The sequence below is a fragment of the Mycobacterium sp. BK086 genome, assembly GCA_004362315.1.
GTDB lineage: Bacteria > Actinomycetota > Actinomycetes > Mycobacteriales > Mycobacteriaceae > Mycobacterium.
In genome coordinates, this window is record SNWL01000003.1 from 1,320,322 (window position 1) to 1,343,965 (window position 23,644).

Annotated in this window: 27 protein-coding genes and 1 pseudogene; 4 read left to right on the forward strand and 24 right to left on the reverse strand. The window is 65.3% G+C overall.

Annotation, left to right across the window (positions count from 1 at the left end; translation table 11 throughout):
* Positions 1-4 precede the first annotated feature (4 nt).
* Positions 5-949 carry a cutinase family protein gene (locus EV580_RS06420; RefSeq protein ID WP_133690225.1) on the reverse strand — a complete coding sequence of 315 codons (945 nt, stop codon included), beginning with the start codon at positions 947-949 and terminating at the stop codon, positions 5-7.
* Between the two features lie 119 nt (positions 950-1,068).
* Between EV580_RS06420 and EV580_RS06425 the strand changes: the two genes are divergently transcribed.
* From EV580_RS06425 to EV580_RS06440, 4 genes are all read left to right on the forward strand, one after another.
* Positions 1,069-1,326 (forward strand): hypothetical protein, encoded by a 258-nt coding sequence (locus EV580_RS06425; RefSeq protein WP_133690226.1) that lies wholly within the window; start codon positions 1,069-1,071, stop codon positions 1,324-1,326.
* A 270-nt stretch (positions 1,327-1,596) separates the two neighbouring features.
* Positions 1,597-1,800 (forward strand): hypothetical protein, encoded by a 204-nt coding sequence (locus EV580_RS06430; RefSeq protein WP_133690227.1) that lies wholly within the window; start codon positions 1,597-1,599, stop codon positions 1,798-1,800.
* 15 nt (positions 1,801-1,815) lie between these two features.
* Complete coding sequence (locus EV580_RS06435) at positions 1,816-2,193, forward strand: hypothetical protein (RefSeq protein ID WP_133690228.1); 378 nt, start codon at positions 1,816-1,818, stop codon at positions 2,191-2,193.
* Complete coding sequence (locus tag EV580_RS06440; protein WP_133690229.1) at positions 2,190-2,468, forward strand: hypothetical protein; 279 nt, start codon at positions 2,190-2,192, stop codon at positions 2,466-2,468. The genes EV580_RS06435 and EV580_RS06440 overlap by 4 nt, the downstream gene beginning before the upstream one ends.
* Here EV580_RS06440 and EV580_RS06445 read toward each other — a convergent pair.
* The 23 genes and pseudogenes from EV580_RS06445 to EV580_RS06550 all read right to left on the reverse strand — a co-directional run bounded on the left by EV580_RS06445 (position 2,455) and on the right by EV580_RS06550 (position 23,571).
* Positions 2,455-2,679, reverse strand: a complete 225-nt coding sequence (locus tag EV580_RS06445) for a hypothetical protein (protein WP_133690230.1) — start codon at positions 2,677-2,679, stop codon at positions 2,455-2,457. The genes EV580_RS06440 and EV580_RS06445 overlap by 14 nt on opposite strands.
* 74 nt (positions 2,680-2,753) lie before the next feature.
* Positions 2,754-3,185 carry a putative phage holin gene (locus tag EV580_RS06450; protein WP_286171471.1) on the reverse strand — a complete coding sequence of 144 codons (432 nt, stop codon included), beginning with the start codon at positions 3,183-3,185 and terminating at the stop codon, positions 2,754-2,756.
* A complete protein-coding gene (locus EV580_RS06455) occupies positions 3,182-3,421 on the reverse strand; it encodes a DUF7620 family protein (RefSeq protein ID WP_133690231.1) in 240 nt (79 codons plus the stop codon). The genes EV580_RS06450 and EV580_RS06455 overlap by 4 nt, the downstream gene beginning before the upstream one ends.
* Positions 3,421-3,732 (reverse strand): hypothetical protein, encoded by a 312-nt coding sequence (locus EV580_RS06460; RefSeq protein WP_133690232.1) that lies wholly within the window; start codon positions 3,730-3,732, stop codon positions 3,421-3,423. The genes EV580_RS06455 and EV580_RS06460 overlap by 1 nt, the downstream gene beginning before the upstream one ends.
* A gap of 14 nt (positions 3,733-3,746) precedes the next feature.
* Positions 3,747-4,127, reverse strand: a pseudogene (locus EV580_RS06465) (peptidoglycan endopeptidase); the annotation flags it as partial.
* Positions 4,112-4,363, reverse strand: a complete 252-nt coding sequence (locus tag EV580_RS06470; RefSeq protein ID WP_133690233.1) for a hypothetical protein — start codon at positions 4,361-4,363, stop codon at positions 4,112-4,114. The gene EV580_RS06470 and the pseudogene EV580_RS06465, both read right to left, overlap by 16 nt.
* Positions 4,364-4,404: 41 nt before the next feature.
* On the reverse strand, positions 4,405-4,614 hold the full coding sequence (locus tag EV580_RS06475) for a hypothetical protein (RefSeq protein ID WP_133690234.1): 210 nt from the start codon (positions 4,612-4,614) through the stop codon (positions 4,405-4,407).
* Entirely contained in the window at positions 4,614-5,075 is a 462-nt protein-coding gene (locus EV580_RS06480; RefSeq protein ID WP_133690235.1) for a hypothetical protein, read from the reverse strand. Before EV580_RS06480 ends, EV580_RS06475 begins: the two co-directional genes overlap by 1 nt.
* Positions 5,075-6,448 carry a C39 family peptidase gene (locus tag EV580_RS06485; protein ID WP_133690236.1) on the reverse strand — a complete coding sequence of 458 codons (1,374 nt, stop codon included), beginning with the start codon at positions 6,446-6,448 and terminating at the stop codon, positions 5,075-5,077. Before EV580_RS06485 ends, EV580_RS06480 begins: the two co-directional genes overlap by 1 nt.
* A complete protein-coding gene (locus EV580_RS06490; RefSeq protein WP_133690237.1) occupies positions 6,445-7,122 on the reverse strand; it encodes a C1 family peptidase in 678 nt (225 codons plus the stop codon). Before EV580_RS06490 ends, EV580_RS06485 begins: the two co-directional genes overlap by 4 nt.
* 217 nt (positions 7,123-7,339) lie before the next feature.
* Positions 7,340-7,492, reverse strand: coding sequence for a hypothetical protein (locus tag EV580_RS33645; protein ID WP_166654595.1), 153 nt, complete (start codon positions 7,490-7,492; stop codon positions 7,340-7,342).
* A 9-nt stretch (positions 7,493-7,501) separates the two neighbouring features.
* Positions 7,502-8,647 carry a putative Ig domain-containing protein gene (locus tag EV580_RS06495; RefSeq protein ID WP_133690238.1) on the reverse strand — a complete coding sequence of 382 codons (1,146 nt, stop codon included), beginning with the start codon at positions 8,645-8,647 and terminating at the stop codon, positions 7,502-7,504.
* Entirely contained in the window at positions 8,648-11,521 is a 2,874-nt protein-coding gene (locus tag EV580_RS06500; protein ID WP_133690239.1) for a putative Ig domain-containing protein, read from the reverse strand. It abuts the gene before it with no gap.
* Positions 11,518-12,609, reverse strand: a complete 1,092-nt coding sequence (locus EV580_RS06505; protein ID WP_133690240.1) for a phage fiber-tail adaptor protein — start codon at positions 12,607-12,609, stop codon at positions 11,518-11,520. Before EV580_RS06505 ends, EV580_RS06500 begins: the two co-directional genes overlap by 4 nt.
* The gene (locus EV580_RS06510) at positions 12,609-13,001 is read right to left on the reverse strand and encodes a phage tail fiber protein (protein WP_133690241.1); all 393 of its coding nucleotides are present in this window, start codon (positions 12,999-13,001) and stop codon (positions 12,609-12,611) included. Before EV580_RS06510 ends, EV580_RS06505 begins: the two co-directional genes overlap by 1 nt.
* Positions 13,002-13,019: 18 nt before the next feature.
* On the reverse strand, positions 13,020-13,355 hold the full coding sequence (locus tag EV580_RS06515; protein ID WP_133690242.1) for a phage fiber-tail adaptor protein: 336 nt from the start codon (positions 13,353-13,355) through the stop codon (positions 13,020-13,022).
* A gap of 27 nt (positions 13,356-13,382) precedes the next feature.
* Positions 13,383-13,667 carry a hypothetical protein gene (locus EV580_RS06520; RefSeq protein WP_133690243.1) on the reverse strand — a complete coding sequence of 95 codons (285 nt, stop codon included), beginning with the start codon at positions 13,665-13,667 and terminating at the stop codon, positions 13,383-13,385.
* Between the two features lie 2 nt (positions 13,668-13,669).
* A complete protein-coding gene (locus EV580_RS06525) occupies positions 13,670-15,436 on the reverse strand; it encodes a DUF7257 domain-containing protein (RefSeq protein ID WP_133690244.1) in 1,767 nt (588 codons plus the stop codon).
* Positions 15,433-17,220 carry a hypothetical protein gene (locus EV580_RS06530; RefSeq protein WP_133690245.1) on the reverse strand — a complete coding sequence of 596 codons (1,788 nt, stop codon included), beginning with the start codon at positions 17,218-17,220 and terminating at the stop codon, positions 15,433-15,435. The genes EV580_RS06525 and EV580_RS06530 overlap by 4 nt, the downstream gene beginning before the upstream one ends.
* On the reverse strand, positions 17,221-17,577 hold the full coding sequence (locus EV580_RS06535) for a hypothetical protein (protein ID WP_133690246.1): 357 nt from the start codon (positions 17,575-17,577) through the stop codon (positions 17,221-17,223). It abuts the gene before it with no gap.
* A 12-nt stretch (positions 17,578-17,589) separates the two neighbouring features.
* A complete protein-coding gene (locus EV580_RS06540; RefSeq protein ID WP_133690247.1) occupies positions 17,590-18,450 on the reverse strand; it encodes a hypothetical protein in 861 nt (286 codons plus the stop codon).
* Positions 18,450-23,369, reverse strand: coding sequence for a phage tail protein (locus tag EV580_RS06545; protein ID WP_133690248.1), 4,920 nt, complete (start codon positions 23,367-23,369; stop codon positions 18,450-18,452). The genes EV580_RS06540 and EV580_RS06545 overlap by 1 nt, the downstream gene beginning before the upstream one ends.
* Entirely contained in the window at positions 23,362-23,571 is a 210-nt protein-coding gene (locus EV580_RS06550; RefSeq protein ID WP_133690249.1) for a hypothetical protein, read from the reverse strand. Before EV580_RS06550 ends, EV580_RS06545 begins: the two co-directional genes overlap by 8 nt.
* Positions 23,572-23,644: the final 73 nt, after the last annotated feature.

Genomic DNA, 23,644 nt, shown 5'->3' on the forward strand with positions numbered 1-23,644 from the left:
GCGGCTAGTGAAGTTCGGCGGCCAACGCGGTTTGCGACGACGAGGTGGGCGCGGTTGTGGGCGCGACCGTCGCGGGGGCAGGCACTGGCCCCGGCGCAGTCGGCCCGGGCGCCTCAGCGGGGTACCCGGGTGGCAGACCGTGCGAGGCGCTGTCGGGGTCGTAGCCCATGGTCGCCGGACCGTAGCCCGTCGTCGCCTGGTCATATCCGGGCGGCGGCCCATAGCCGGGCAGGTGTTGGGTGTAGCCGGCCAGCAGCTTCGCCGCGGCGAAGGACGCTGCCTGATCCGTGTAGCCCGGGACGTAGCCCTGGGTGTGCCCGCTCCACTCATTGCCTGGACCCGCGTGGCAGATCGGGTCGGCCGGATTGCACATGTCGATGGCTTTGTTGCCGAGCAAGGCGCTCGTCGTCGGCAGCGCTTGATTCGTGCGGGTCGCGACGTTGCCGAAGGTGGCCACGGCCGCGATGTTCTTCACGTATTCGGGCGGCAGCGAGCTACCCCACGGGATGCCGCCCACCGGAACGCCGGCGACGATGTCCATCACGCTGGCACCTTGCGAGTAGCCGCCCAGGATGATCTTGGTGTCGGGGCACGACGACACCGTCTGCTTGATGTGGGAGATCACGTCGTTGGCACCGTCGCCGCCGTGTAGCTGCAGCTTGCCGGCTTTGTAGTTCACCGCGTAGCTGTCGATGTTGAGCCCGGTGGCCTGCTTGCGCAGCGCGTCGACGAAGGCGTCACCCACCCGGCCCATGCCCGGGGGCTCATCGGTGCCGCGGGCGAAGATCACTTCGGCGTCGGCGCAGTCCGCGGCCGAAGCGACGGGCAGTGCAGTGGGAGCGACGAGCAGGACGCCGGCGGTCAGCAGTGCCGACGCGCCGAGCCCGAGCCAGCGGCGAGGAGCCCGCGTAGAGGCCACGAGGGTGCCAGGTAGGCGGACAGTCGGCATGCTGGGCTTTACCCCGCGTGCAGGCAGGGCAAACTTTTGTGCCTGGGATCACACAGCTGAGAATTTAGAGTGGTCGACTACGCATGACTGCTAGGTAGTGCACTACCTACGCTCGCCGGATGACCGCCAGCACGAGTGATCGCGAGCGAGCGTGGAGCTCGTTGTTCGCCGAAGTGAAGCGCCGCTTCCTCGATGTGCGACTCGACGGGCCCTGGGAGCTCGGGCACCGCAACGCGATCGAAGAGGCGGACAACCCCGTTGACTTGGTCGTCGAGCTCACCGGCTATAGCGCCGGATTGGCGGTGCACGGACGCGACAACAAGTTCGTCCAGCAGAAGATCGACGACGCGCTGGCGTTGTTCGTCAAGTACGGCTGAGCCGTCGGGGCAATCGTTGACACAGGCGCCGACACAAGACGGGCCAGGACTTTCGTCCTGGCCCGTCTTTCGTTCGGTGGAGCTGCCGGGAATTGAACCCTTAGGAGCAAAGCGATAGGCGCTGGTCACAGCCGGAATTGTTCGAGACAGCAGGTGCAAACGGACTTGCTTCTACCTGGGCAAACCGGAGGGTTGGTTGAAATTTTCAACAGCACCAGTGGGTCACTCACCCCTGGCCGCAAAGTTCGCTGCAGCCGCTCAGCAGCACAAATGCTGACAGTCCTCATCGTCGGCGGCATGGTGTCCATCCTGTCCATCGCAGCCCTCACCAAGGGCATGTACACCCACACCGAACCCGCCTGGTGGGGCCTGCTGGCCGCTGCCATCGTCGGAGTGGGACTTCTGGCGTGGTGGCTCGGTTCGATCGTTTACGCCGCGCTGCTGCCGCATATGCACCACCCTCTAATCGGATAGTCAGAAGGAGCTGAGATGACACAACACGTCTGCCAGCGCTGCGGCCACGAGGAGCCGTGCAGCTACGGGAGCTGGCCCGACCGTCACCCGGTAGTGGCTACCGTTGGCGGCCTGTTCGCTCTGGTCTTCATGGGGATGATGCTGAGCGTCCACCCGGTCTCCTCAGCTGTCATGATCGCCCTGGCGCTCAGCTGGGCCGGTGTGCGCGCCATCGCGCGGGAGTGGCGACGGCGGAACGCGCTGGTCGCCCGTGCCGACTACGAGCACGCTCAGATCCAGCTGCGGTCCACAATCCCGCCGCTGCCGACGATGCCCTACCCGCGCCGGCCGAGTGACCGATTCTCAATCGCCTGCCCGCCGGCCCGGACGCGCCCACTACCGCAGCGCAGATGATCCGGATATTGGTAGCGACCACCGCGGTCAGCGTGGCGTCGCTGATCGCCGCGCCCGCCGCTGCCGCCACTCCCCTGCCCGGCTGCTACCTCGAGCCCAGCGCCTACAACTGGTACAACCCGTGCAGCGGGCAAGCCCCGTGGAACCAATCGAATTACAGCGGCACCAACGGTGTTCCCGGCCAGTACGGGCCAAACGGCTACACGGCTGACACCGGCCAGCCGGGCGGCCCTCAGTGGTGCTTTGAGCACACCGGATCGTTCACCTGCCCCTAGCGTCGATGAAGACGTCAGCGAGAGCGATCCCGGGCCGGCGTTTCGCGACGAGGCTGGTGGCGTGACGGCGCGCCGCCTGCTCGGTGTAGTGACTCATCGTCGAGGCCTCGGCCCGCCCCTTGCGGCTCTCCGTCCAGTCGAGACGCCACATCGGCCGGCCATCCTCATCGACATCCATGCTCAGCGTCACGCTGGTGACATACGTGCTCATCGTCGCGCCCACGATACGACGAAAGCCGCCCCCCAGCCGGAGGCTGAGGGGCGGATCCCGGAGAGAACGTCAGGTTAAGGCGGGAACGACTTACCCGTCACTTCACGCGCCTCACGTCGATCGTTCTGCTGCTCGCGCACCAAGATGATGATCATGGGCACATAGATCAGCGCGGGGAACGTGTAGATCACGAACCGGATCTGCTGGCGGAACGCGAACTCGGCAGCCCACCACTCGATCCACACCGACGCTGCGGCCTGCAGCAGAAACGCCGACATCGCGACACACTTCACCAGGTACGGGGCGCCAATGAGGTTGGTCCACCACTTCGACCGGAACCCGTACAGGGTAGTGAACGCGGTGACTAGGACCGCAGCGACGGCCAGTGCGATATTCGCCAGGCGCTCGTAGTCGATGTCGAGCCAGATATCGGAGATGAACGTAGCCGGGATCAGCAGCGCGCCAATCCAGTACGCCCACAACAATATCGGCGGTGTGTTCTTCACGCGTGACCCCTCTTACCCCACGATTCCTGCAACATTTCAGTGAACCCGTTGCGCTCGAGCTGCCGCCGCAGCCCAGCCGTCGACCGCCGAGACTCGATGTCCATTACTGCCGCCGCCAGTAGCCGGCGGTCGGCGTCGGCGTTCTTCTGTTGGGCCTCCACCGTCCGCAACTCGGCGTCCGTAGCGCGCTGCCTGGCATCCGCAATATCGCCGCGAGCCCGATTCCAGAACCACATCAGTCCGCCCGCCCTTCACGAATGGCCGTGAGGATGCGTTCATTGACGGCCTCGATGGCGGTCTTCTCCGAGATCGACGTGGACAGCACCGCGATAGTGGTGTCCTTCTTTTCGTCGCTGGCCCGAAGCGCGGCGTTCTCGCGTTCCAGGGCGGCGATCTCGCGATCCCGGCCGGCGATCACCTCCCGGTGGTGGACACCGAGGATCAGGCTGCCGCGCTGCAGCGAAACCAGCAGGATCATCGCGACGATCACGATGACGGTGACGACACCGATGCCGTTCAGCACCTGCGGGTTCAGCAGTCCGCCCATCAGGTCGGCCCGGCGGGCAGGTACATGGTGTGGGTGAACTGGCGTTGGTAGGCGCCACCCCCACCGATCTTCACACCGCCGCCCTCGCCGCTGGACACCGCGGTGCCGTCAGGCAGGGTGACGGCCGTGTGGTGGCTATTCCAGGCGATCACAAGGGAGTTCGGGGCGCTCCCGTACCGGAACCCCCGCGCCAGGAGCGCGGCTTCCTCGTTGCCGGTGTGGAACCTGTCCCCGAATATGGGCCTGCCAGTGGCTGCGTTGGCCACCCACGAGGCCAGCCCAGAACAGTCGGTGCCCGCCGGGGTGTCACCGCCGGGGATGTACGGTGTGCCGCTCACCTGGACGATCAGCGCTGTGACGACCGTCAGCCAGGCGGGCATCAGCACGGTTCCCATCGGCCATTGCGGATGAAGCCGTGCAGTCCGCAGTCCGAGCAGCCGCAAGACGGCGAAACCGTCAGCGGCTCATGCTCGCCGGAAACGATGGTGTGGCCGTTGGGCTCGTTGAGCACCAGGCGCGGCGCGCAGATGATCACACCGCGCTTACCACCGCGATCGCAGGTGTGCCGCACACCGATCGAACCGTCCGGGTACCAAGCGGTCTCGACGCCGTCGCCATGATCCAACAGCACGTTGAAACCTCGGCTGAGGTCAGCGAGCACTTTCCCGGGCATCAGAGTCTGATCGCGTTGAGTCGGGCAATGTCGTCGCGGACAACATTGAGGCTGGCGATGCTCGGCGGCGGTTCCCGATCCTCCGGCAGCGGCTTGCCTTCACGGCCGAGCCGGTGGGCCTCCTCCAGTTCCGCCCGCCGCGCCTTCGCGATGCAGCACCGCGGATCCTGCGGCCCGTAAGCGCAGTTGCAGGCAGCGAGTGAGGGCATCACGGGGTCTTGCCGCGCAGGAACTGGTCGACCAGCCCACCCGGGGCCACGACAGCGGACAGGCCCGGCACGGCCGCGGCCACGCCCTGCACCAGCTGCACGCCCTGGGCTACCGACTGGCTGAAGTCGGTGAACGCGTTCGAGACGGCCTGCACTGACTGGACGGCCGACATCGCCGGCGGCAGCTCGGGTGCGGGAGGCGGCGGTGGCGGCGCATCGAACGTCCCGTTCTTCACCTGCTTGTTCGTCTTGTTCGCGACGAATCCGAACCCGAACGCGCCGGCCAACCCCATCGCGGCGGTGCCAAAGCCGGTGATCGCGTTGGCCTGATCTGCCGACAGCACTCCGAAGGTGGCCAGCGCGCCGATGAGCGGGAAGATCACGGCCAGCACGGCGTAGGTCTTGGTGCGTGTCGGGGCGTTGGGGTCGACGGGTCCTGCGGTCTGAACTGGGGTGGTCATCATGCGGCCTTTCCGATGGCGTTCTGCAACGCGGTCGGGTTGACCGCGAGGATGTAGTTGAGGACGCTGGTGGCCTGCTCGACGGCCCACGGGTCGATGCCGGGGTTGGGGTTGCCGTCGTTGACTTCCCACCATTTGGTGGCGCCGACGCCGCCGTTGGCGGTGGCCTTGACGAGGAGCAGCGCCCACAGCGCCCCGCGGATCGCGTTCGTTTCGACCCAATTCATGTGGCTCGTGGCGTCGGCGCCGAACGAGGCGTCATCACCAGACATGGTGCGGTCGTTGCTCGTTCGGTAAATCGACCGGGAGGTTTGCAGGGCCATGTGGTTCTCCAGTTCTGCGAGACGGTTGTAGAGCTGCTCGGCATCACCCATTCGGGTGTCGTAGCGGTCAGGGAACGCCGAAGACTGCACGGCCTGCGCATAGCTGCCCGGGCTGTTGGGGCCGTTGTAGTTCAAGCGCGCGAGCCGGTCGTAGAACAAGCCAGCCGACAGGGTGGGGTCCATGCAGGTGGCGGCATCACCCCACCACCAGCCGTTGGCGCCGTGGACGACCTGCTGCTGGAAGATCCCGACGCTGAACCCGTCAGCGCCGACCGCTTCACGCAGCGGATTCGTCATGGAGTCAGGGACTTTCGCGTTGGCATAGATGATGAAGTTCGACTCGACGTAGCAGGTCGCCAGCGCGATCTGGATTCCGCGGGGTGTGATGAGCCGCCGGTGTCCTTCTTGGATCACGTCCAGGGCGTGCCGGTCCTTGGCGTTCAGGTCGTTCGGCTCGGGGACGTGGACCGGTGCGGCCTCGCCGCTGGTGTTGGCGTAGCAGTAGCCCTTCGGACTGATCAGCCCGACGCACTGCTCAAGGGTCACCCAGTAGAAGAACGGCCGGAACCCGCTGTCGGCGATGCACACCGCGCGGCCGCCGCGGCCGTCGTAGTTGTCGTCATAGCCGACTGCCGACACGTAGTGGTAGATGGTGTAGCGGCCGTACCCGTCAGGGCTCTGGGAACCTTTGATGCCGCGGGGCGGGTTGGTGGCGGGACTGACCCAGTTGTTGATGACGCCGTGGCCGGTGTCGATCGACTGCTTCAGATTCCGCCAGTACGTTTCGATCTGCGCCGCCGAGGGCGGATCGTTGCGCACGTACACGGTGGTGTAGTTGGCGTCGGGCAACCGCACATCGAGGCAACGGTTTTCGATCCAGCTGACATCGTCGGTGCCGTTGGTGGTGGTGCCGATCTCGGCGATCAGCTGCGTCTCCGTGACGACAATCCCGACGGCGTTGAGGACGACCTGGGTGGCGGCGGGCCCGCAGTCCCAGCCCTTCTCCTGCGGGATGATGCCGTGATCGAACGCCAACACTTTCTCGGTCATGCGGACACTCCGATCGGTGCGGTCGCATCGCCCTGCTCGGCGAGCAGTTTGGTGAACGTGGCGAACGTCATGAAGAACCGGCCATCCCGACCCCATCCGTCACCCCAGCTGTTGAGGAAGGTGAGTGTCTTTGTCTCGTAGGAGATTCCGAGGCACAGGTACTCGTGCCCGCCCTGCACCGCGCCGCGTGGCCACACGAACCCTTGGATGTCGGGCGTGAACATCGCCTCATACCAGTTGGTACCGACGATCACGGGCTGCAGCTGCACGGCCGCTGCGAAGTGGTCGAATCCGAAGCAGTGCCGGTACCCAGTGAAGTAGCCGAGCTTCTTGCCGGCCTTCGCCGCCCCCAGCCCACTCGATCCCTCATCGGTGGGCGGGTAGGTATTGCTGGCGATGCCGTCGAGTCTGGTTGCCAGCGAGTAGATGTGGACGGCGTCGGCCTCGGTGAGGAATCCGCTCGGCAACGCCGGCCGCTGCGTGCTGCGGGACGGTTCGAAAAAGTCGGTGTTGATCAATTGCGCCGTCGCGTTGCCAGTGCACGCCCCCAAGTCGCCCTGATCGAGCACGGGTGCATGGTGGCCCCACAACACAGAGCGGGGCTTGGTGGCGCGCCGAGCCTCGAACTGGCGGGATCGCGCGTCATGATCCAGGAGGCGACCGAGAGTAGGCATCAGGCAATCCCTTTCGAGTAGCTTTGGGAGTAGATGGATCAGCGCAGGTCAGCGCCTGAGCAGCGGAGCCTGCTGGTTTTCAGCAGGTTTAGAGTTCGCGGATCAGCGGTGGCGTATCTCGTGCCAGACGTAGTGGCCGGCGGCGCCCAGGAGAATGAGGGCGAATGCGATCAGCCCGACCAGGACCAGGAGGTCCCAGTCGAGCTGGATGGTCATTTCACCAGTCGGGTTCGTTGCCGAGTGGCAGGTGGCCGAGGATGAAGCCGACGACGGGGATGATGCGGTGCCGACACCACGCTTTCCACCAGTAGCGGAACGGCACGTGATCGATGATCGGGCAGTCACACACGATGCAGCGCTGCTCGGCCATGGCGGTACCTCAATCCCTGGCAATGGCCGGTTTCCACAGATCGCCGTCGAACACCTTCGCCGCGACCGGATAGAAGCTGCCGTTCAACTGAACCACCGCACGACCAACGCTATTGGGGTCAAACGGATCCCGCACCACCGCATGCACCGAGCCAGTAAACACCTGGTCGTCGTGGCCGTAAAGGTTCGAGGCGCGCACCGTGGCGGTGTAACTGCCTGCGGTCGTGGGTGTTCCCGTGATTACACCGGTGTCTTCGTCGAGGTCGACGCCGACCGGGAGTTGGCCTGATTGCACCTCCCAAGTGATTGGCGTGGTGCCTGTGACGGCCAGCGTCTGGCTGAAGGCCTCCCCCACGGTGAGATCGTTCAATGCGGTTGTGGAGATGTCCGGTGCGCCACCGAATCCCACAGTGATGGCGCTGAACAGCCAGGCCGCGATCTTCGCGTAGCCCGAAGCGATCGGGTGAAGAAGGTCGGTGTAGAAGTCGGCGGTGACGAGGTTGATCTGCCGGCTGTCGATCATCCATACACCGTCTTGTGTGGTGGACTGCTGGATCGGTGGGGTGAGCGACAGATCCTCGCCGGGGACGAGGGTGGTAATGAGCGCGTTGAACAGATCGACGAAAAGGACTGTGTGGCCAGGCAGGAACGACTCGTAGGTGATGAACGGGGTGTGCTGGGTGGTGGCCAAAATTGGCGCCCCCGGGCAGCGGGTCTTGACGGCGTCGATGAACAGCAGATACTGCGCCGTGAAGGTGCCGGTGCTGATTTCATTGAACCCGTCCCAGATGATGACTAGTTTCGGGTTCGAGACGGGCAGTAGGTTCGCCTTGTAGGAGTTGTAGGTGGCCATCACCTGGCTGGGGATTCCGCCGAGCATCACCGTGATGGTGGGCGCCCTACCGCGGGTGGCCGTGCGCAACGAGACCGCCGCCCGGTACCCGTTGTTAGTGGGGTAATTCCACAGGTACACCTGAACATTCATGTCGTAGAGGTCACCGAGGAGAACGGCCAGCGGACCTGCCCAACTGTATTGGCTCAGTGCAGCATTCGGCGGGTAGTAGGAACCGTAGGCGGTGGAGTCGCCGACGACTTGGATGGTGGCCGACTGATCGCTGTTCAGCGCCGTGATCAACTGATCGAACGGTCCCGCCATCTATGCCGCCAGGTCCACGGCCATGCCGAGAACGTTGTTCGGTGTCCCGGATGCGACTGTGGCGGTGAACGTCACCGACGCCGCCCCGGCGGCTTCACCGATCTGCATGGGACGGTTCGGGGATGCCCCGGTTGGGTTGTACCGCGAGGTCTGGTTGTAGGCACTGAAACCACTGCCGACGACACCAGCCTTCAGGAAGCCCTGACAGATACGGTGACCCGCCGCCGAGGTGACCGTCTGCGAGGCGCTGGTCGTTCCGGCCGGGTTCGCGGTCTGAAGCGCGCCGACCGTTCCCACACCGGTGTAGGAAATGCTGTTGCACTGGGCAACCCAGGTGATGCCGCTGACACTGACCCCGACTGTCTTTGTGCCCGACGTCGAGTTGGTGTACTTGAACAGCGCCCCGAAGACGTGGTTGGCACCCGACGAACCGTAGTCGACCGGCGAACCCACCATCGTCATCGATGCCCCCCCACACGTCGCCGTCACGGTGCCCGACGAGCTCGACGGGCTGATCCATCCGACAAACAGCAACACCGTGGTGTTGGCGGCCGCCGTGATGGAGTGGGTCATGCCCGACGAGGTGAAGCTCGCCGACGTGGCCGAACCGCCGCCGATCGCGTCGAACGCAATGGGCGGGTTGACAGTTCCGGAATACACCGTGTCGGTGTGGCCGATGCTGTTCGTCACCCGGATGGTGAAGCTGTACGCGCCGGGCGTGGTGGGGGTTCCGGAGATCGTCGCGGTAGCCGAGTCGAACGTTAGGCCAGCGGGCAAAGACCCGGAGGGGTTCGACCACGTGATCGTCGGATAGCCGCTGGCATGCAGCGTTTGGGAGAACGCCACCGACGTGGTGATCGAGTCCAGGCTCGACTCGGTGATCGAGGGGGTGGATTCCAGCACAGATCCGGAGAACGCCTGATCGACAGACCCATAACCGTTGGTGGCCCGCAACGTGAAACTGTACGAGCCTGCTGCGCTGGGGGTTCCGGAGATCTCCCCGGTAGACGTGTTCAGTGACAGCCCAGACGGTAGCGACCCGGTGGGCTTGGACCACGTGATCGGTGTCGCCCCCGTCACCGACGGGGTCAGTGAGAACGCCACCGCCCGGTACAGGGTTCCCAAGCTCGACGTGCCGATCACCGGTGTGCCCGCCGCGATGGTGCCGGTGTATTGCTGGGTGTCGGAGCCGAACGCGTTCTCAGCCTGCACCGTGAAGTCGTAGGCACCCGAACTCGAAGGGGTTCCGTAGATCTGACCGGTGCTGGGGTCCTGCGACAGGCCTGTCGGCAGAGTTCCCGCGCTGACCGTCCAGTCGATGGGGGCCGTCCCTGTATGGACAGGGGTTTGAGAGAACGCCGCGCCCTGGCTCAACGGGTTCAGTGACGTCGTGGTGATGTTCGGAGGTGCCCCCGCAATCGATCCGCTGAAGGCCTGATCGTCGTAGCCGGCGGCGTTAGTGGCACGAATCGTGAACGAATACGCCCCCGACACTGTGGGGGTTCCGGAGATCACCCCGCTGTCCTCGTCGAGGTTGAGGCCGGTGGGCAGCGAGCCAACTTCCACGGCCCACGTCATGGGCACGGAGCCGGTGGCCACGATCACCTGCGAATAAGGTGTGCCGGCCTGCGGGGTGCCCCCGAGTGCGGTGGTGGTGATCACGGGGGCTACAGCGGCCAGGACGGTGCCGGTGAAATGCTGTGTGTCGGTGCCGTACCCGTTGGTGGCGGTGACGGTGAAGTCGTAGGCCCCTGTGGCGGTGGGGGTACCGGACAGCACACCCGCCGAGGTGACTTGAAGGCCCGCGGGTTCGGCACCGGCGGTGACCGTCCACGTGATCGGCTCGGTGCCTGCGGACACCAGGGTTTGTGCCACCGGGATACCTTTGTGGAGGTCGTCCAGGACCGTGGTGGAGATGGCCGGTGAACTGCCGGAGTAGTCCAGCCAAATGTCGCCTTCGAGAGCGTTCTCGGGTGGGACGGTGCCGGCCCAGATCACCGCGGAGGAGTTGTCACTAGGCCGCACATAGTCGGCGTTGCTGCCATGGGTGATGACTTGGCCCGAACCCTGGATCACGGCGGCGGCGACGAACTGCCAGATGGTGCCGTTGTACACGGCGTAGTCACCGGACGCGAACTCCAAACTTCCCGACCCGAGGTTCGCTGTGCCTTCAACGGTGGCCAGCCACGTATCACCTGCGGTGCCCGTGCCATCGTGCAGCGCAGGAATATTCGTACTCGCGTTCCACGTTCCCCGGTACCGCAGCGCAACACCGACGGGGCCTTCCGGGCCCTGTGGACCGTCAGGCAACCTGACGGGATCACCGACGGGAACAGAATCCCCATCAGCATTGGTTTTCATCGGCTGGGCGTAGCGGGTGTCGTCGTCCTGCGTGAACCCATCGAAACCCGCCCCGTCCTTCCCGGGGACGCCGCGCGCTTCTAGGTCGGTGGCGGGAACGGGGGTGAGTTCGTTGAGGGTTCCGGTCCACCCGGGGTTTTGGGCGGTGAACCAGAACGCCGCAAGGTTGATGCGTTTGCCGCCGATAACGAATTTCCCTGGCACATACTGCCATTGGAGTGTGTCATCGAACATGTCATCGGCGGCGGTGAGGGTGACGCCGGGGGTGTCGCTGACGGATTCCTCGTTGTGCTCGTCGAGGAGGATCTCGTACAGCAGGCCGTCGTCGCCGACGACGAACCGCCGCTCGGGAACGTACTCCACGCCGCCGTCGACGGGGACGGGCTGGCCGGCAGGAATGTTCGACACGAACTTGCCACGCAACCCGACCAGAGACTCACTGTCCTGCGGGCCAGCACCACTCGCGACGCGCTGCGACGCGCCGCCCGAAATGTGGAATTCGCCGAGTGTCATAGTCTGCGGTCCTCCATAATCAGGTACTCAGTTGCGTTGAGGGTTTGGCCCGCACTGGTGGTGATGGTGCAGCCCACCGGGTAGGTGCCGCCGGGATCGCCCCCTGAGATCAGAGCCCACGCGGTTTGTTCTTCAATGCCGAAGTCCTCGACCGTCAACCGTTCGGATGTGCTACCGAAGTCGACCTCGGTGACCGTTTCGTCTTCGGCCAGATCGTTGGACCAGTCGAACGGGCAGATCGCCGCACTGGACGGGTCCTTCGCCGGCCACACCGAAGCGGGGGGTGCTTCCAATCCGGGGATGATCCAGTAGCGGGCTGAGCGGTCGGCCTGGCGGGGCTTGTAGACGCTCATGTTGGCGACGGAATCGAACTCGCTCATCGTCGCCGCGGCGCTGAGGTGCACCGTGGCGGGGGTGAGGTCGAAACCCATGGCCGCCCAGTCGTCGTTGCCGCCCGCGCCGGGGAAAATGTATTGGGCGGCCGACAGGGTCACGTCATCATCGCCGGGGCCGTCGCCGAGCATCAGATGCCCGTACAGCACCTGAATGGCGTTAGCCCGCTGCACACCGCCGCTGTAGGCGCCTGTGAAGCCGGCCGCGACCCCGGCGGTGCAGTGCAGGCCCACGACGCGGTGGGCGGCGTTCACAGAGTCCACTTCGACGGCGTTGGCGGTCGCCGTCGACCCGGTGTTGACGGTGACCGCGGACCCCACCGATTCAACCCCGCCGTAGGAGGCCGCTGAAACCAGAATTGCCCGCGGTGACACCTCTGTCGGGATGCTGGACACCACCACACTCAGGGTGTGCTTCCCGAGGTCGACGTCCTGCAGAGCGAACGCCTTCATGAGCCGATGGTTGGAGGCCCACGCCACCGACGCCCCCGAGATCGCCGACAGGGCGTCACCGTTGAAGGTGGCCGCCATTCCGGCTGTCGAAATGTTCGTTCCGCCGACCAGGGCAACACCGACGATCAGGCAGGAATCCTCCAGCGCCGTCGACACATTCAGATCGACCGTGAGGGTCTTTGTTGTGGTCGCACCAGTGATGACCGCGCCGACAGTGCGGGCGGTGTCTTCAAGTACAGGCATCAGCCAGCCAGCCCAGCCGCCGGATAGGTGATGTCATCGGCGTCGAGAACCGGGTTGTCGCCGTCGGCGAGGATCCGCGCCGCCGCGAGCTTCCCGGATCGGATGAACGTTCCCCCGGTGGGTGCACTCCACTCGCTGATGTGGCTGGCGGTCCCGCCCGCGGTGATGGGGAACGGGGCCGTGCCGGCCGACAAGCTCACCGAGCCGCCATCGGCGGCGTTGTGGTTGAGCTGCTGGCGGGTCGCCGACCCGGCAAGGACGTGGGCGGTGCCGTTGGCGCCAGGGTCGCCGTCGTGCAACTGCAGCCACACAGAGCCGAATGAGAACGGGATGTTGTTGTAGACCGCGTCGAGGAACGAATTGATTACCGTGACGCTATATCCAAGGGTCATAACGGATTTCCTCTTCTTCTAGGTCTCTTGGATGGAGATGACGAATGACCGGTCGTCCTGGCGTCCCCGGTTGGTGGTGATGTGGCAGACCACGGTGTAATCCGTGTCGACAGTGCCGCCGCCGATCCAGGCGATAGCGGCGACATCGGTGAACGCCGGCTCGGACGCGAGATAGATACCGGATTCGAGTTCGAATCGGGTGGCGACGATGAAGTCCCCCCGCACAAGCAGGTTCCGCCAGTCGCACGGATAGTCCAGCACTGCGCTGGGGTCTTTGATGTGCACCGGGTGGTAAGGGTCTTCGAACGGGTTGTATCCCTTTGTCCCGGTGCCGAGTCCGACGATCGCAGTCATGCTGTGGCCTTCCGACGAGTCGTGTGGCTAGGAGGGCAGTGGGCCATAACGGGTTTCGTAATCGGCCTGGCTCAGGCTGGCGAGGACGCCGTTGACGGAGACGACGATGTTGCCGACCTCGACGAGCAGCTGCTGGCTGCCCTTGGTCATCTGCATTTTGTCGCCGTCGGCGTTCTCGAAACACATGACGCCGCCGAACCAACCGGCGGCCTTGAGCTCCTTGTAGAGGGCCCACATTTTGTCTTCATCGGAGATCACCCACCGCTTGATCCCGACGGTTACGGTGACATCCTCAGCGGAGCTATCGGTCACGGTTAAGCCCTTTCGTACCAAGAGAATGTGTCGATCACCGGCGCGGCGACGATGCTGGGGAATCCGTCGGCTGAGCGGCCGCCGACCACGATGTCGACGTAGGCCGGGTCAGGCGGGTAGGTCATCGCGGTGTCGTCGTAGGTGTGGAGCTCGAGCCCGTTTCTGCGGACCCGGAACATGTAGTCGTTGCTGCCGTCGGCTTCCCCGAGGTCGAACTCCCAGTACTCGCCGTCGGCCCGGGTATAGGACGACGGTGAGCCCAGCGAATGGAACCCTGGTGTGCCGCCCGACTCCACGATGTAGCCGGCCTGAATGGACGAACTGGTGACCAACACGCAGTACCCCTCGCCTGCAGCGAGATTGATGCGGTTGAACAGCAGCAGCGCCGAGCCTGTGCCGGGGATCTTCGTCGGCAGGTACACCGCCGTGGTGGTGGTGTTGCCGACGAAGTGGATGTCGTTGCGGCCGAAGATGCTGGCGTTGCCGAGGATCCCCGAGGTGGGGAACCGCATCTTGCCGGTGCCGTCGCGGTAGTACTTGTTGGCCGCCCCACCCCAGTGCCGTTCGTCGTACAACGGGCCCGGTGTGGTGAGGGCGGATCCGTCGAAGTTGTCTGAGCCGCACGTTCCGGAGCCCAACGTGATGCCGGCGACGGCGGCGTTGAGGGCCGCGATCTGCGACCATCCGTCGTCGGCGGTCTGCTGGGCGTTGTTGCCGATCCCGAGAAGCCCTGCGATGGTGTCGAATACGTCGGAGAAGATGCCGCCGGGGTTGGTCAGCCCTTGGAAGCCGTGGACGATCGCGTCGATCAGCTTCTGCAGGTCCTCGAACAGGGCCAGCAGGCCTGTGGCGGCGAGGACATCATTGATGAAGGTGGTGGCCGCGGTGACGACATCGAAGGCGGCGTCGGCGAAGTCGATGCCGCCGAGCATGTCTCGGAGGTTCTCGAACGGCTTCAGCAAGTCGGGTAGCGGGGAGTTGACCACGTGCCCGTCGTGGAACCCGAGAACCGCGACCAGCCCGTTGACCCAGTTGATCACCTTGGTCAGCCACACGATCCACGGGTCGATCGCGTTGGTGATCAGCTCGCCGATATCCCCGAAGATGCTGGTGTCGATACCGCGGAACAGGTCGACGATCGGTTTCAGCGCCTGCGCGAACGGCCCCAGGTCAGCAGGGCCGATACCGAGAGCGCTGAACAGTTCGTTGAGCGAGGGGAAGAGGCCGCCGATGCCGCCGAACAGGTCGCTGATCGCGGTCAGGAGAGCTTTGACGTCGGCGACGAACTTCTTGTCGACACCGAACACGCCGGCCCAGGCGGTGATCATGCTGTTGATGACGTCGACGAACTGCTGCTGGGGCACGACGTAGCCGAGGAAGAACTTCTGGGCGGCCTCGAAAAGGCTGATCGGGAACGGCCCGTCGCCGAACCCGAATAGGGCGCCGATCGCCGGCAGGATGTACTGCAGGTCGCCGAAGTCCAAGACACCTTCAGCGAGCTGCCCGCCACCGAGAAGCACCGTGATGTTCGCGACGAACTGCTGCAGCTGCTGGATCGGGTTCTGGGTGGCCTCATTGAGGCCTTGCATCTGCTTCTGTGCCTGTCCGGCAAGGAATTTGATCGCGTTGTCGTGGGTTTGGAGCATCCGGACCAGGTCCTCTTGCCCCATCGACAGGTCGAGGCCCTTGGACTCCTCAATGTTGGAGAGCGCCCGGTTCTCTTGGGTGACGTAGGGCTGCCCGCCGAAGTTCGGCATGCCGCTGGTCATAGCTTGATCTCCGCGTCGTCGAAGCAGACCCGACCTGCGGTCATCCCAGCGCCGACGTGCAGGCGCAGAGCGACTTTCGTCGACCCCGCGGGGGTGAGGACGTTGCCGGTGAGCTGCTGCCACGCCACCAGGCCGCGCAGCCCTTTCGGTGTGGCGATTTCGATGGCGTGGGTGGGGGTGAGGTCGTCGTCGTAGAACTGGGCGACCAGCTGGATCGCGCTGTCACTCGATGCGACGGCGTCGAAGCACTTCACCCACGCGGTCAGGGGGAAGATCTGGAAGTGGCTGACCCCGAACGGATCGCTGAGCAGATCGTGGTCGGTGCCGTCGGCGGTGATGGTGGCGCAGCCGAGCGCATTGTGGCCCTGGCCGGCGTCGTGGGACCAGCCGGGACCGGACGCCGTCCAGTTGTTGAGGTTGAAGTCGAAGCCGCTGTTGGCGTTGATGGTGCTCGACCCGTTCGGGAAGAAGATCGGGTCGTAGTTGAATTCGCCGTCGGCCTTCAGGGTGAGCGTGTAGGTGTTCTTGACGTCGTCGACGGTGATCGCGATGATCTTGTGGTCCTGGGAGATCTCCCCCACCCACGGCATCTCCCCCGACACCGTGATGGTGTCCCCGACGTCATAGGTGCCGAACGGGGCGTTGTCGTGGTGCGGGTCTACGGTGATCGACTCCCAGTAGGCCGGCGTTTGGCGGCGCGCCAGCAGCCGATGCGCCCAAGCTGCGGTGCGCTCGTTGGAGTCGAGGTTCGCGTCGATCTCGTTGAGGTAGCGGCGAACCCGATCGGGATCGGCGTTGGACAGCTCGCTGGAGTACTCGAAGCCCGGGTAGAAGCCCTGGATGCCGATGTCGCTGACCCAGTCGATCTGAGTCTCGATGTGCGGCTTACCCGATGTGACGTTCTCGTTGAAGATGAACGCCAGGTGATCCTGGATCACGCCGAGCCGCGGGTAGCCGAGTTCGATCTTCTTCGTGATGTCGGTGCGGTCGCCGTTCCATGCGCTGCGTTCGGCGTAGTCGAACGGAATGGTGCGGGCCAGGGCGTCGATGTAGTCGCCGCAGTCCAGCTTGTCTACGGCCCGCACGAACGTGGCGAAAAAGTTGATGCTCATCGCCGCGCCGGTGTAGTTGTAGCCGGGCAGCATCTCGATGCCACTCGTCTTCGGGAACACCTCGACACCGAGGTCGCCGTTGGGGAAGTCTTCCTGCAGGTGCCGCCAGATCTCGACCGGTGCCTCGAAGGCGTCGTTGGCGATCCAGTTGAGGTCCTCCAGCCACGGGATGCCCTTCGGGTAGCAGGCGAACCCCTTGGCTTTCAGGTGCAGCACACCGGTTTTCTCGTCGATCGTGGACGGCTGCACGATGCCGGTGGCCCAGATGCGGCGCTTACCCTGCATGGCCTTCTCAAGGTGGATCAGGTGGCCCCACGGCTTGAAATAGATGCCCTGGGCATCGTTCGGGTTGACGTCGAATTGGATGTCACACGGGCCCGAGAGCGCCCGCTGCACGATCAGGTTTGTGAACGTCATGTCCGGGCCGACGATGTCGCCGCTGACAATCTCCTGCACGTGGATCCGCCACCGGTCGTCCGGCCACACCACACCGTCGTCGCCCACCGCGCGCACCAGGTTCCACCGGATGCGGGCCGAGGCGTGGCCGGCCTTGGGGCTCGATCCCATCGCGGAGCCCGTCCACGAGACGCTGCCGCCGGCGGCCGCGAGGCGTTCCCGGCGGCCTACCGCTGAGCCAGCCAGTGCGATCGTGCCGCCGGCCGTACCGGGCATCTAGGAAGAGGACCCGTCGACCGCCAGGGCGGACACGGTGTAGTTGCCGTCGGCGTCGGCGGTGAGGTCGCCGGACAGCAGGAAGTTGCCCATCCACACCGCGCCGGGGCTGGTGTTGGTCCACAGGGAAACCCACTTGATGTCGCCGTTGGGCGCGCACCCGGTGAAGTTCACGGGTGCCGCCAAACCGTAGTCGCCGTCGCCGGTCACGACCGTCCAGGTCGGCACCTGCATGGGTGCGCTGCTTCGGTTGGCGGCGGCACCGTCGCCGGGGTTGTCGGTGTGCAGCCGCATCCCTCCGCACGCTGAGCGGATTGCGTTGGTGCCCACCACCATCGCTGCGTTACTGAATGGCATCGTGTGCTCCGATCAGACGGTGTTGTAGGCGTCGCGCCACAGCACGAGGCACTCGCTGTTGCGGCCGGTTCCGGTCGCAACCCACGAGATGGGGATGGAGGTGTTCGGCGGCATCGTCAGCCGGTCGAGGTACTTGCTGTTCCCGATCAGGGTGCGGCGGCGATTGATGCTGTTGGTGTCGACGATGCGCCGCTGCCACGGGTAGCTGCTGACCTCGACGGTGACACCCTCGTCGATGACGGTCTGCAGCTGGATCTGGTCGTCTCCGACGATCACCAGCGGGTTGGTTTGCGGGCCGGTGAGCAGCACCCGATACCAGGAGTTGGCGTCGCCGCCGTCGCGGGTGAAGCACACGGGGTCTTTGCCGTTGTACACCTCAGCTGCGAACTCGGCGTCGGTGTAGGTGAGGGTGTCGATGCGGGCGAACTCCGCGTTGACCCTGTGGAAATGGCTTCCCGGGCGCTTGCGGGTGTATTCGAATTTCCTTGGGCGGCCATAAATTCGGCGCACGGACCCGTATCCATCGCAGTAGATCAGCGGTTTCAGCGCGCCGTACTGCAGCCTCACCTCGTCGGCTTTCCACTCCGTCTGCAGGGCGGTGAGCAGCTTCGAGGACTTGATCACCAGGTCGTCAGGCAGGCTGTTCGGGATGTAGCCGACGGGTGCGTTGTCGAAGACGCCCATGGTGAAGGTGATCGGCCCGGCCTGCTGGGTGTCCTGACCCATAGTGACGGTGCTCGACAGCGGCACCATGAAGTCCTGGTTGTTGACGTTGTAGGTGCCGATCTTCACACCGACGACCGGGTACTTGGTGTGCTCACCGAAGACGACGTCACCGAGCTGCCACTGGTACGGGCGCAGGTTCTTGCTCATCAGAAGTTCGCCGCCGACAGGGCACCAGTGGTGCCGCCCGTGTGGACCAGCCACATCGTCTCGTTCATCATCTGCGCCGGGGACTGACCCGGTCCGGCGAAGATATTCAACTGAGACGGGCCAGGATTGGAGTTGCCGCGGCCGTTGTAGTCGTAGAAGTAGCGCATCCACGACGGCACCTGGGCCACGTTCTTCTGCTCCGGGTTGTCCATGCTGTAGGACAGCAGCTGGCCGGTGTTTTTGTTCAGCAGGAACCCGACGTTGCCCATCAGCTCCGTACCCCCGAGTCCGGTGAGGTAGCTCATGAACCGGCCGGCATAGCTCATCGTGATCTCGTACACCTGCTGGCCGAAGTCGATCGCCGCGTTAACGCCCTGCAGGACACCGGAAATCAGCGAGGCGATCGACCCGGCGGCCTGCAGCCCCTCACCGGCCGCGGCACCAGGGTTGCCGCCCATCGGGCCGCCGGCCGCTTCGGCGATCGACACAATCGACCCGATGGTCGACAGGATCTGGCCGGCCGAGCTGGCGATGTCAGCGGCGAACGTGATGTATTTCTGGACGTCGTCGACGATGTGGCTGATGTCCTCGGTGTTGCGGATGCCATACACCAGGCGGTCGGTGATGTCCTGTGTGGCGGTGAGCGATTCGAGGCCACTCTGGATCGCCTGGAAGACACTCGTCACCGCGTTTCCGGCGCTGCCCAGGATGCTCGATGCGGCGTCGATCGGGCCCTGCTGATTCTGAGTGAAGCCCTGCTGCTGCGCGATCTTGCTCTGCGTGGACTGCAGCGCGTCGATGGTGTTCTTGTTGCCGACCGAATCCTGCTTCTGCAGGGTGGTGATGGTCGAGCTGATGTTGTTCAGGGTGTCCGAGACGGTCTGATCGCTGGCGCCGGGCACCTGGGCGGCCGAGATCTGCTGAGCCAGCTCCGGGTTGCCCTGCAGATAGGCCTGCAGCAGCTGCTCGTTCACGCTGGCGTTGCGGGCCGTGTTGTCGGTCAGCTGATCGAGGCTCTGCCCGGACGGCAGCACGAGGCCCGCACCCGCGGCGGTGCCGGCCGCCGGGCGCGCCGGTGGGGTTGAGCCCGGGGTGAGCAGCGGGCCCGGCAGAAACCGGGCGTGGAAGTGGTCACCGTGGTTCTCGGTGACGCTGCCGCGGTCCTCCATCGGGGAGCTGGTGCCGTCGGCGTTGTACTGGGTCTGATCCCACAGGCCGTACTGCAGCCCGAAGTACTTGGCGTTGCGCAGCAGATAGTCCTTCAGCTGGTTGCCCAGCGCCTGCCCGGCCGCGGTGCGCACACCCATCTCGCCGCCGGGGTTGATGGAGAAGTCGATCGCCTCACCAGACGAGTGCTCGTTGTAGCCGTCCTTGGGCCGGTAGTCGTTGTTCACGGTGACCCCGGGGAACAGCTGCTTGATGATCTCCTCGGCGTTCGCCACGTTCGGGACGACCGCGCCCTGGGTGTCCTCGGTGTGAGGGCCGGTGTAGATCGATCGGCCGGTCGGCGAGCGCCCCGATGTCACCGTCCCCGAAGCAGTGCTCAGCGATGATCCAGCCAGCTGCGCCCACGACGGCCCCTTGGTCGTCGGCCCATAGGCGGTCATGATGGAATTCGCCAGACCCAGCTGCTGGGTCACGGCATTCCAGTAGTCCGAGCCCTTGGCGTTGCCTGCTAGCTGCGGGTTCTGCGTCAGCACCGCGGCCAGCAGCGGATCGCCGGGGTTCTTGCCGAGCTGCTTGGCGAACGCGTCGTAGAACGCGTTGATCGCGTAGTTCGGGTCGTTGACCTGTTCCAGCGTGCCCCACCCCGAGCTGGGTGACTGCTGGAAGAGCCCCGACACCAGCCCCGCAGAACCCTGGACACCGCCGGAAATCGTTGGGTTGAAGCCACTCTCGGCGGCGGCCACCGCCAGCGCGGTCTGGATCGCCGAATCGTTGAGGCCCCGCGCGCGGCCGGCGGCGATGATGGCCTTCTGGATGTCGTCCTTGCTCGAGGTCGGCGACAGGCCCAGTGGGATGTTCGGTCCGCCTGGTGTCGCGGAGTCGCCGCCCATGACGTCGTTCCACGTCGGGCCCTTCTTCTGCGCCTCGATCGCCTTGCGCTGCAGCTCGGACTGCTGCTGGGCGGTGATCTCCGCGGGGGTGAGCTTGCGCCAGCCGCGCTCGTTCAGGCCGGGGATCATGCCGAGTGCCTGCAGCATCGGTGAGATGACCTGCTGGGTGCCCAGATTGAAGCCGTTCTGGATGACCTGCAGGGCGTCGCCGAGGTCCTTCGCCAGGCCCTTGAGGCCGCGGCGGTCGGAGAACTGGTGACGCAGGTAGGCGGTGAGGATGCTGGTGTCAGCTGAAGCGATGTTGTCGGGCAGGAGGGCCCCGTCGGCGGTTGACCGGCCGCCGGCCGCGGGGGCGCCGCCAGCACTGGACAGGGCGCCCACGACGGCGCCGGCCGTTGCGCCCGCTGCCGCGGCGGCGGCCGGGTGTGCGGCGGCCATGCCGGCGGCGAAGTTGCGGACCACGTTGCCGCCCATCTGGTTGGGCGATGCGTCGTGCAGGGGGCCGCGGGCGGCGGGCGACTTGGTGAGCCAGAAGTCGGCGACGATATCCGCGATGTGCTTGGCGGCGTTGGTAACACCGCTCACCCCGACGCTGTCCGCGAGGCCCTGGGCGAAGTTCTTGAGCAGGTTCTTGCCCCAGTCCTTCGCGTCATCGACGAGTTTGTCCCAGATCTCGCCGACGTAGCCGAAGGCCTGACCCATAGCTGTCCAGACCGCATCCGGAATCCGGAGAATCACATCGCCGAACCCATCAGCCACCTTGCCGAGCCAATCCAGGAACGAGGTGAGCGCGTTGATGTTGAAGGTGATGACCTGGATCAAAGCGGTGATGGCGGTGACGAATTCGCGGATCAGCCCGATGATCGTCGGCATGTAGGGCATCAGCGCCTGGATCAGGGCGGTGAACGATGCGAACAGTTTGGGCAGCTGGGGCCCCACCCGAGTGGCCAGCTCCAGGAAAGTCTCTGTCAGCGGCGCGATCTGGGGCAGTAGCGCGACGAACGCGTTGGCCAAGTCGCCGAAGATCCTCGGCAGCTGCGGCCCGATCGTGCCCATCAGTTGCGCGAACGCCTTGGCCAACCCGGTCAGGAACGTGTTGATCGCCGGGGCGGTCGCCGCGATCTGCGGGCCCAGCTGCGCCATCACCTGAGCGAAGGTGTTGAACACCGTCTGCCAGCCCGGCGCGCTCGCCACACCGAGCTGGACGAACGCGGCACCGATCGAGCCCAGCCCGTTCAGCAGGGGCGGCAGCATCGGCAGGAACGCGTCGGTGGCTTGGCGCATCAGGGTGAAGAACCCGATCAGTGACTTCTGCCCGTCGGCGGACTGTGTCCAGTTCGCAAAGGCCTGCGTCAGTTGCTGCAGCCACCCCAGAAGGCCGCCGCCGCCGAACCGGTCCGCGACGTCCATGATGGTGCCGAACGCCGAGCCGAGGTTGAATACGATCTTGCCCAGGTTGGCGAGCCCGTTGATGCCGGCTTGAATCCAGTTGCGCAGCTGTCCTGATGCCACCATGTGCTCGATGACGGCGGCCAATTCGGTGATGCCCTGGGCTAGTCGGGTACCGATCTGCTCGAAGAACTTGGCGCCGACGACAGTGACGAGCCTGAACATTTGCACCAGCGGTGCGATAGCCGGGATCAGCGCCCCCAGGCCCCGGCCGACGTTAGCGACGAAGTCCTGGAAGCCCTGCATCATCACGGGCTGCTGCAGCAGCCCGATGAACTCGTGGGCGGCCTGCCCGAAGATCCCGGCCAGCTGCGACATGCCCGACGTCACCGCGGGCAGCCACGTCTGGATCAACGGGGTGATGTCGGCGACGATCTGGGCGAAGAACGACTCCTGGACCTCGCCGCCGGCCAGCTTGAACTGATCGCGGAACTGCGCGATCCCGATCATCGCCTGGGCGGCCAGCGGGGCCATGTTCTTGATGTCGTCGAGGAACTTCTTCGGGTCGTCGGCCATCATGTCGGTGAGCGCGTCACCGACCCCGTGGAAGGCGAGTTTCAGTGTCCCGGCGGAGAACACGACACCGGAGATGACAGCCGGCAGCAGTCCGAGCCCGCCCGAGAGCTCCCGGACCGCGTCGGCGAGCTCCACGATGCCCATGACGGAACTTCCGCCCGCCAGCCCGGCCAAACCACCCAGCGAGGTGACGCCCAGGATCAGGCCGGAGATCTTGGCGAACTCCATCTCGAAGCCCGCCATGGCCTTGAACCCGCCGACAGCGGCGTTCACCGCGACGGTCAACGTGTCGACGCCGACGGCCGCGCCCTCGAAGCCGGCCGCAACCTCCGGTTGGCCGAGCATCATCGCGCCCTTGGCGACCAGGCTCAGCGACTGGGACAGCTTGTTCGCCTTGTCGGCCGCGTTCCCGCTCTCCGCAGCTGAATTCGCCAGCCGTGTGGTCCACCCGTCCAGGCTGAGGTTGAGCCGCGGAATGAGCGACGCCATAGTGCTCAGGCCCTCGATGCGGGCAGCCTCGGCGGCGGCCAGCGCAGCGTTGGCTGCGGCGTGCTTGTTCTTCGCCTCGGTCAGCGCCTCCTCAGACGCTTTGATGTCGTCGAGGGTGGACTTGGCGTCCAGAAGCGTTGAGCGGCGGTTCTTCTCGGCAACCTCGACATCGCGGACCGCCGACACGACGTCCCGCTGGCGGCGTTCGTAACCGCTGGCTGAGGTCCCCGCCGAGTCGTAAGCCCGTTCGGTGTTCTCCAGCGTCCTGTTGGTTTTCGCCAGCGACTTGTCGGCCTCTTCCGACGCCACAGCGACCCGGTGCAGGTCGGTTGAGGCCTCGTCGGCGCCCTTGCCGTCGTAGTCGATGTCGATGCGGCCGTGGGCCCGCCCCAACGAATAGTCAGGCATCTAGGTCGAGATCCATGTCATCGGTGTCAGGACGGTCCTCGCCGCCGACGCGGCGGCTGTGGGGGGTCATCGACTCGCCGGGATCCGCGAAACCGGTGGTGGACGTGCTCATGTCAACTCCCATCAGCCGCTCCCACTCCCGTGTCCGTTGGATCTGCGCGATCGCCGCGTTGTTGCTCTGGCTGGCCTTCTCGAGCTGCACGGTGACGTGCCGGCCGAACGCCCAGATGCCACGGTCGAAATAGAAGCGGCCAATGTCGCCTACACACTCATCG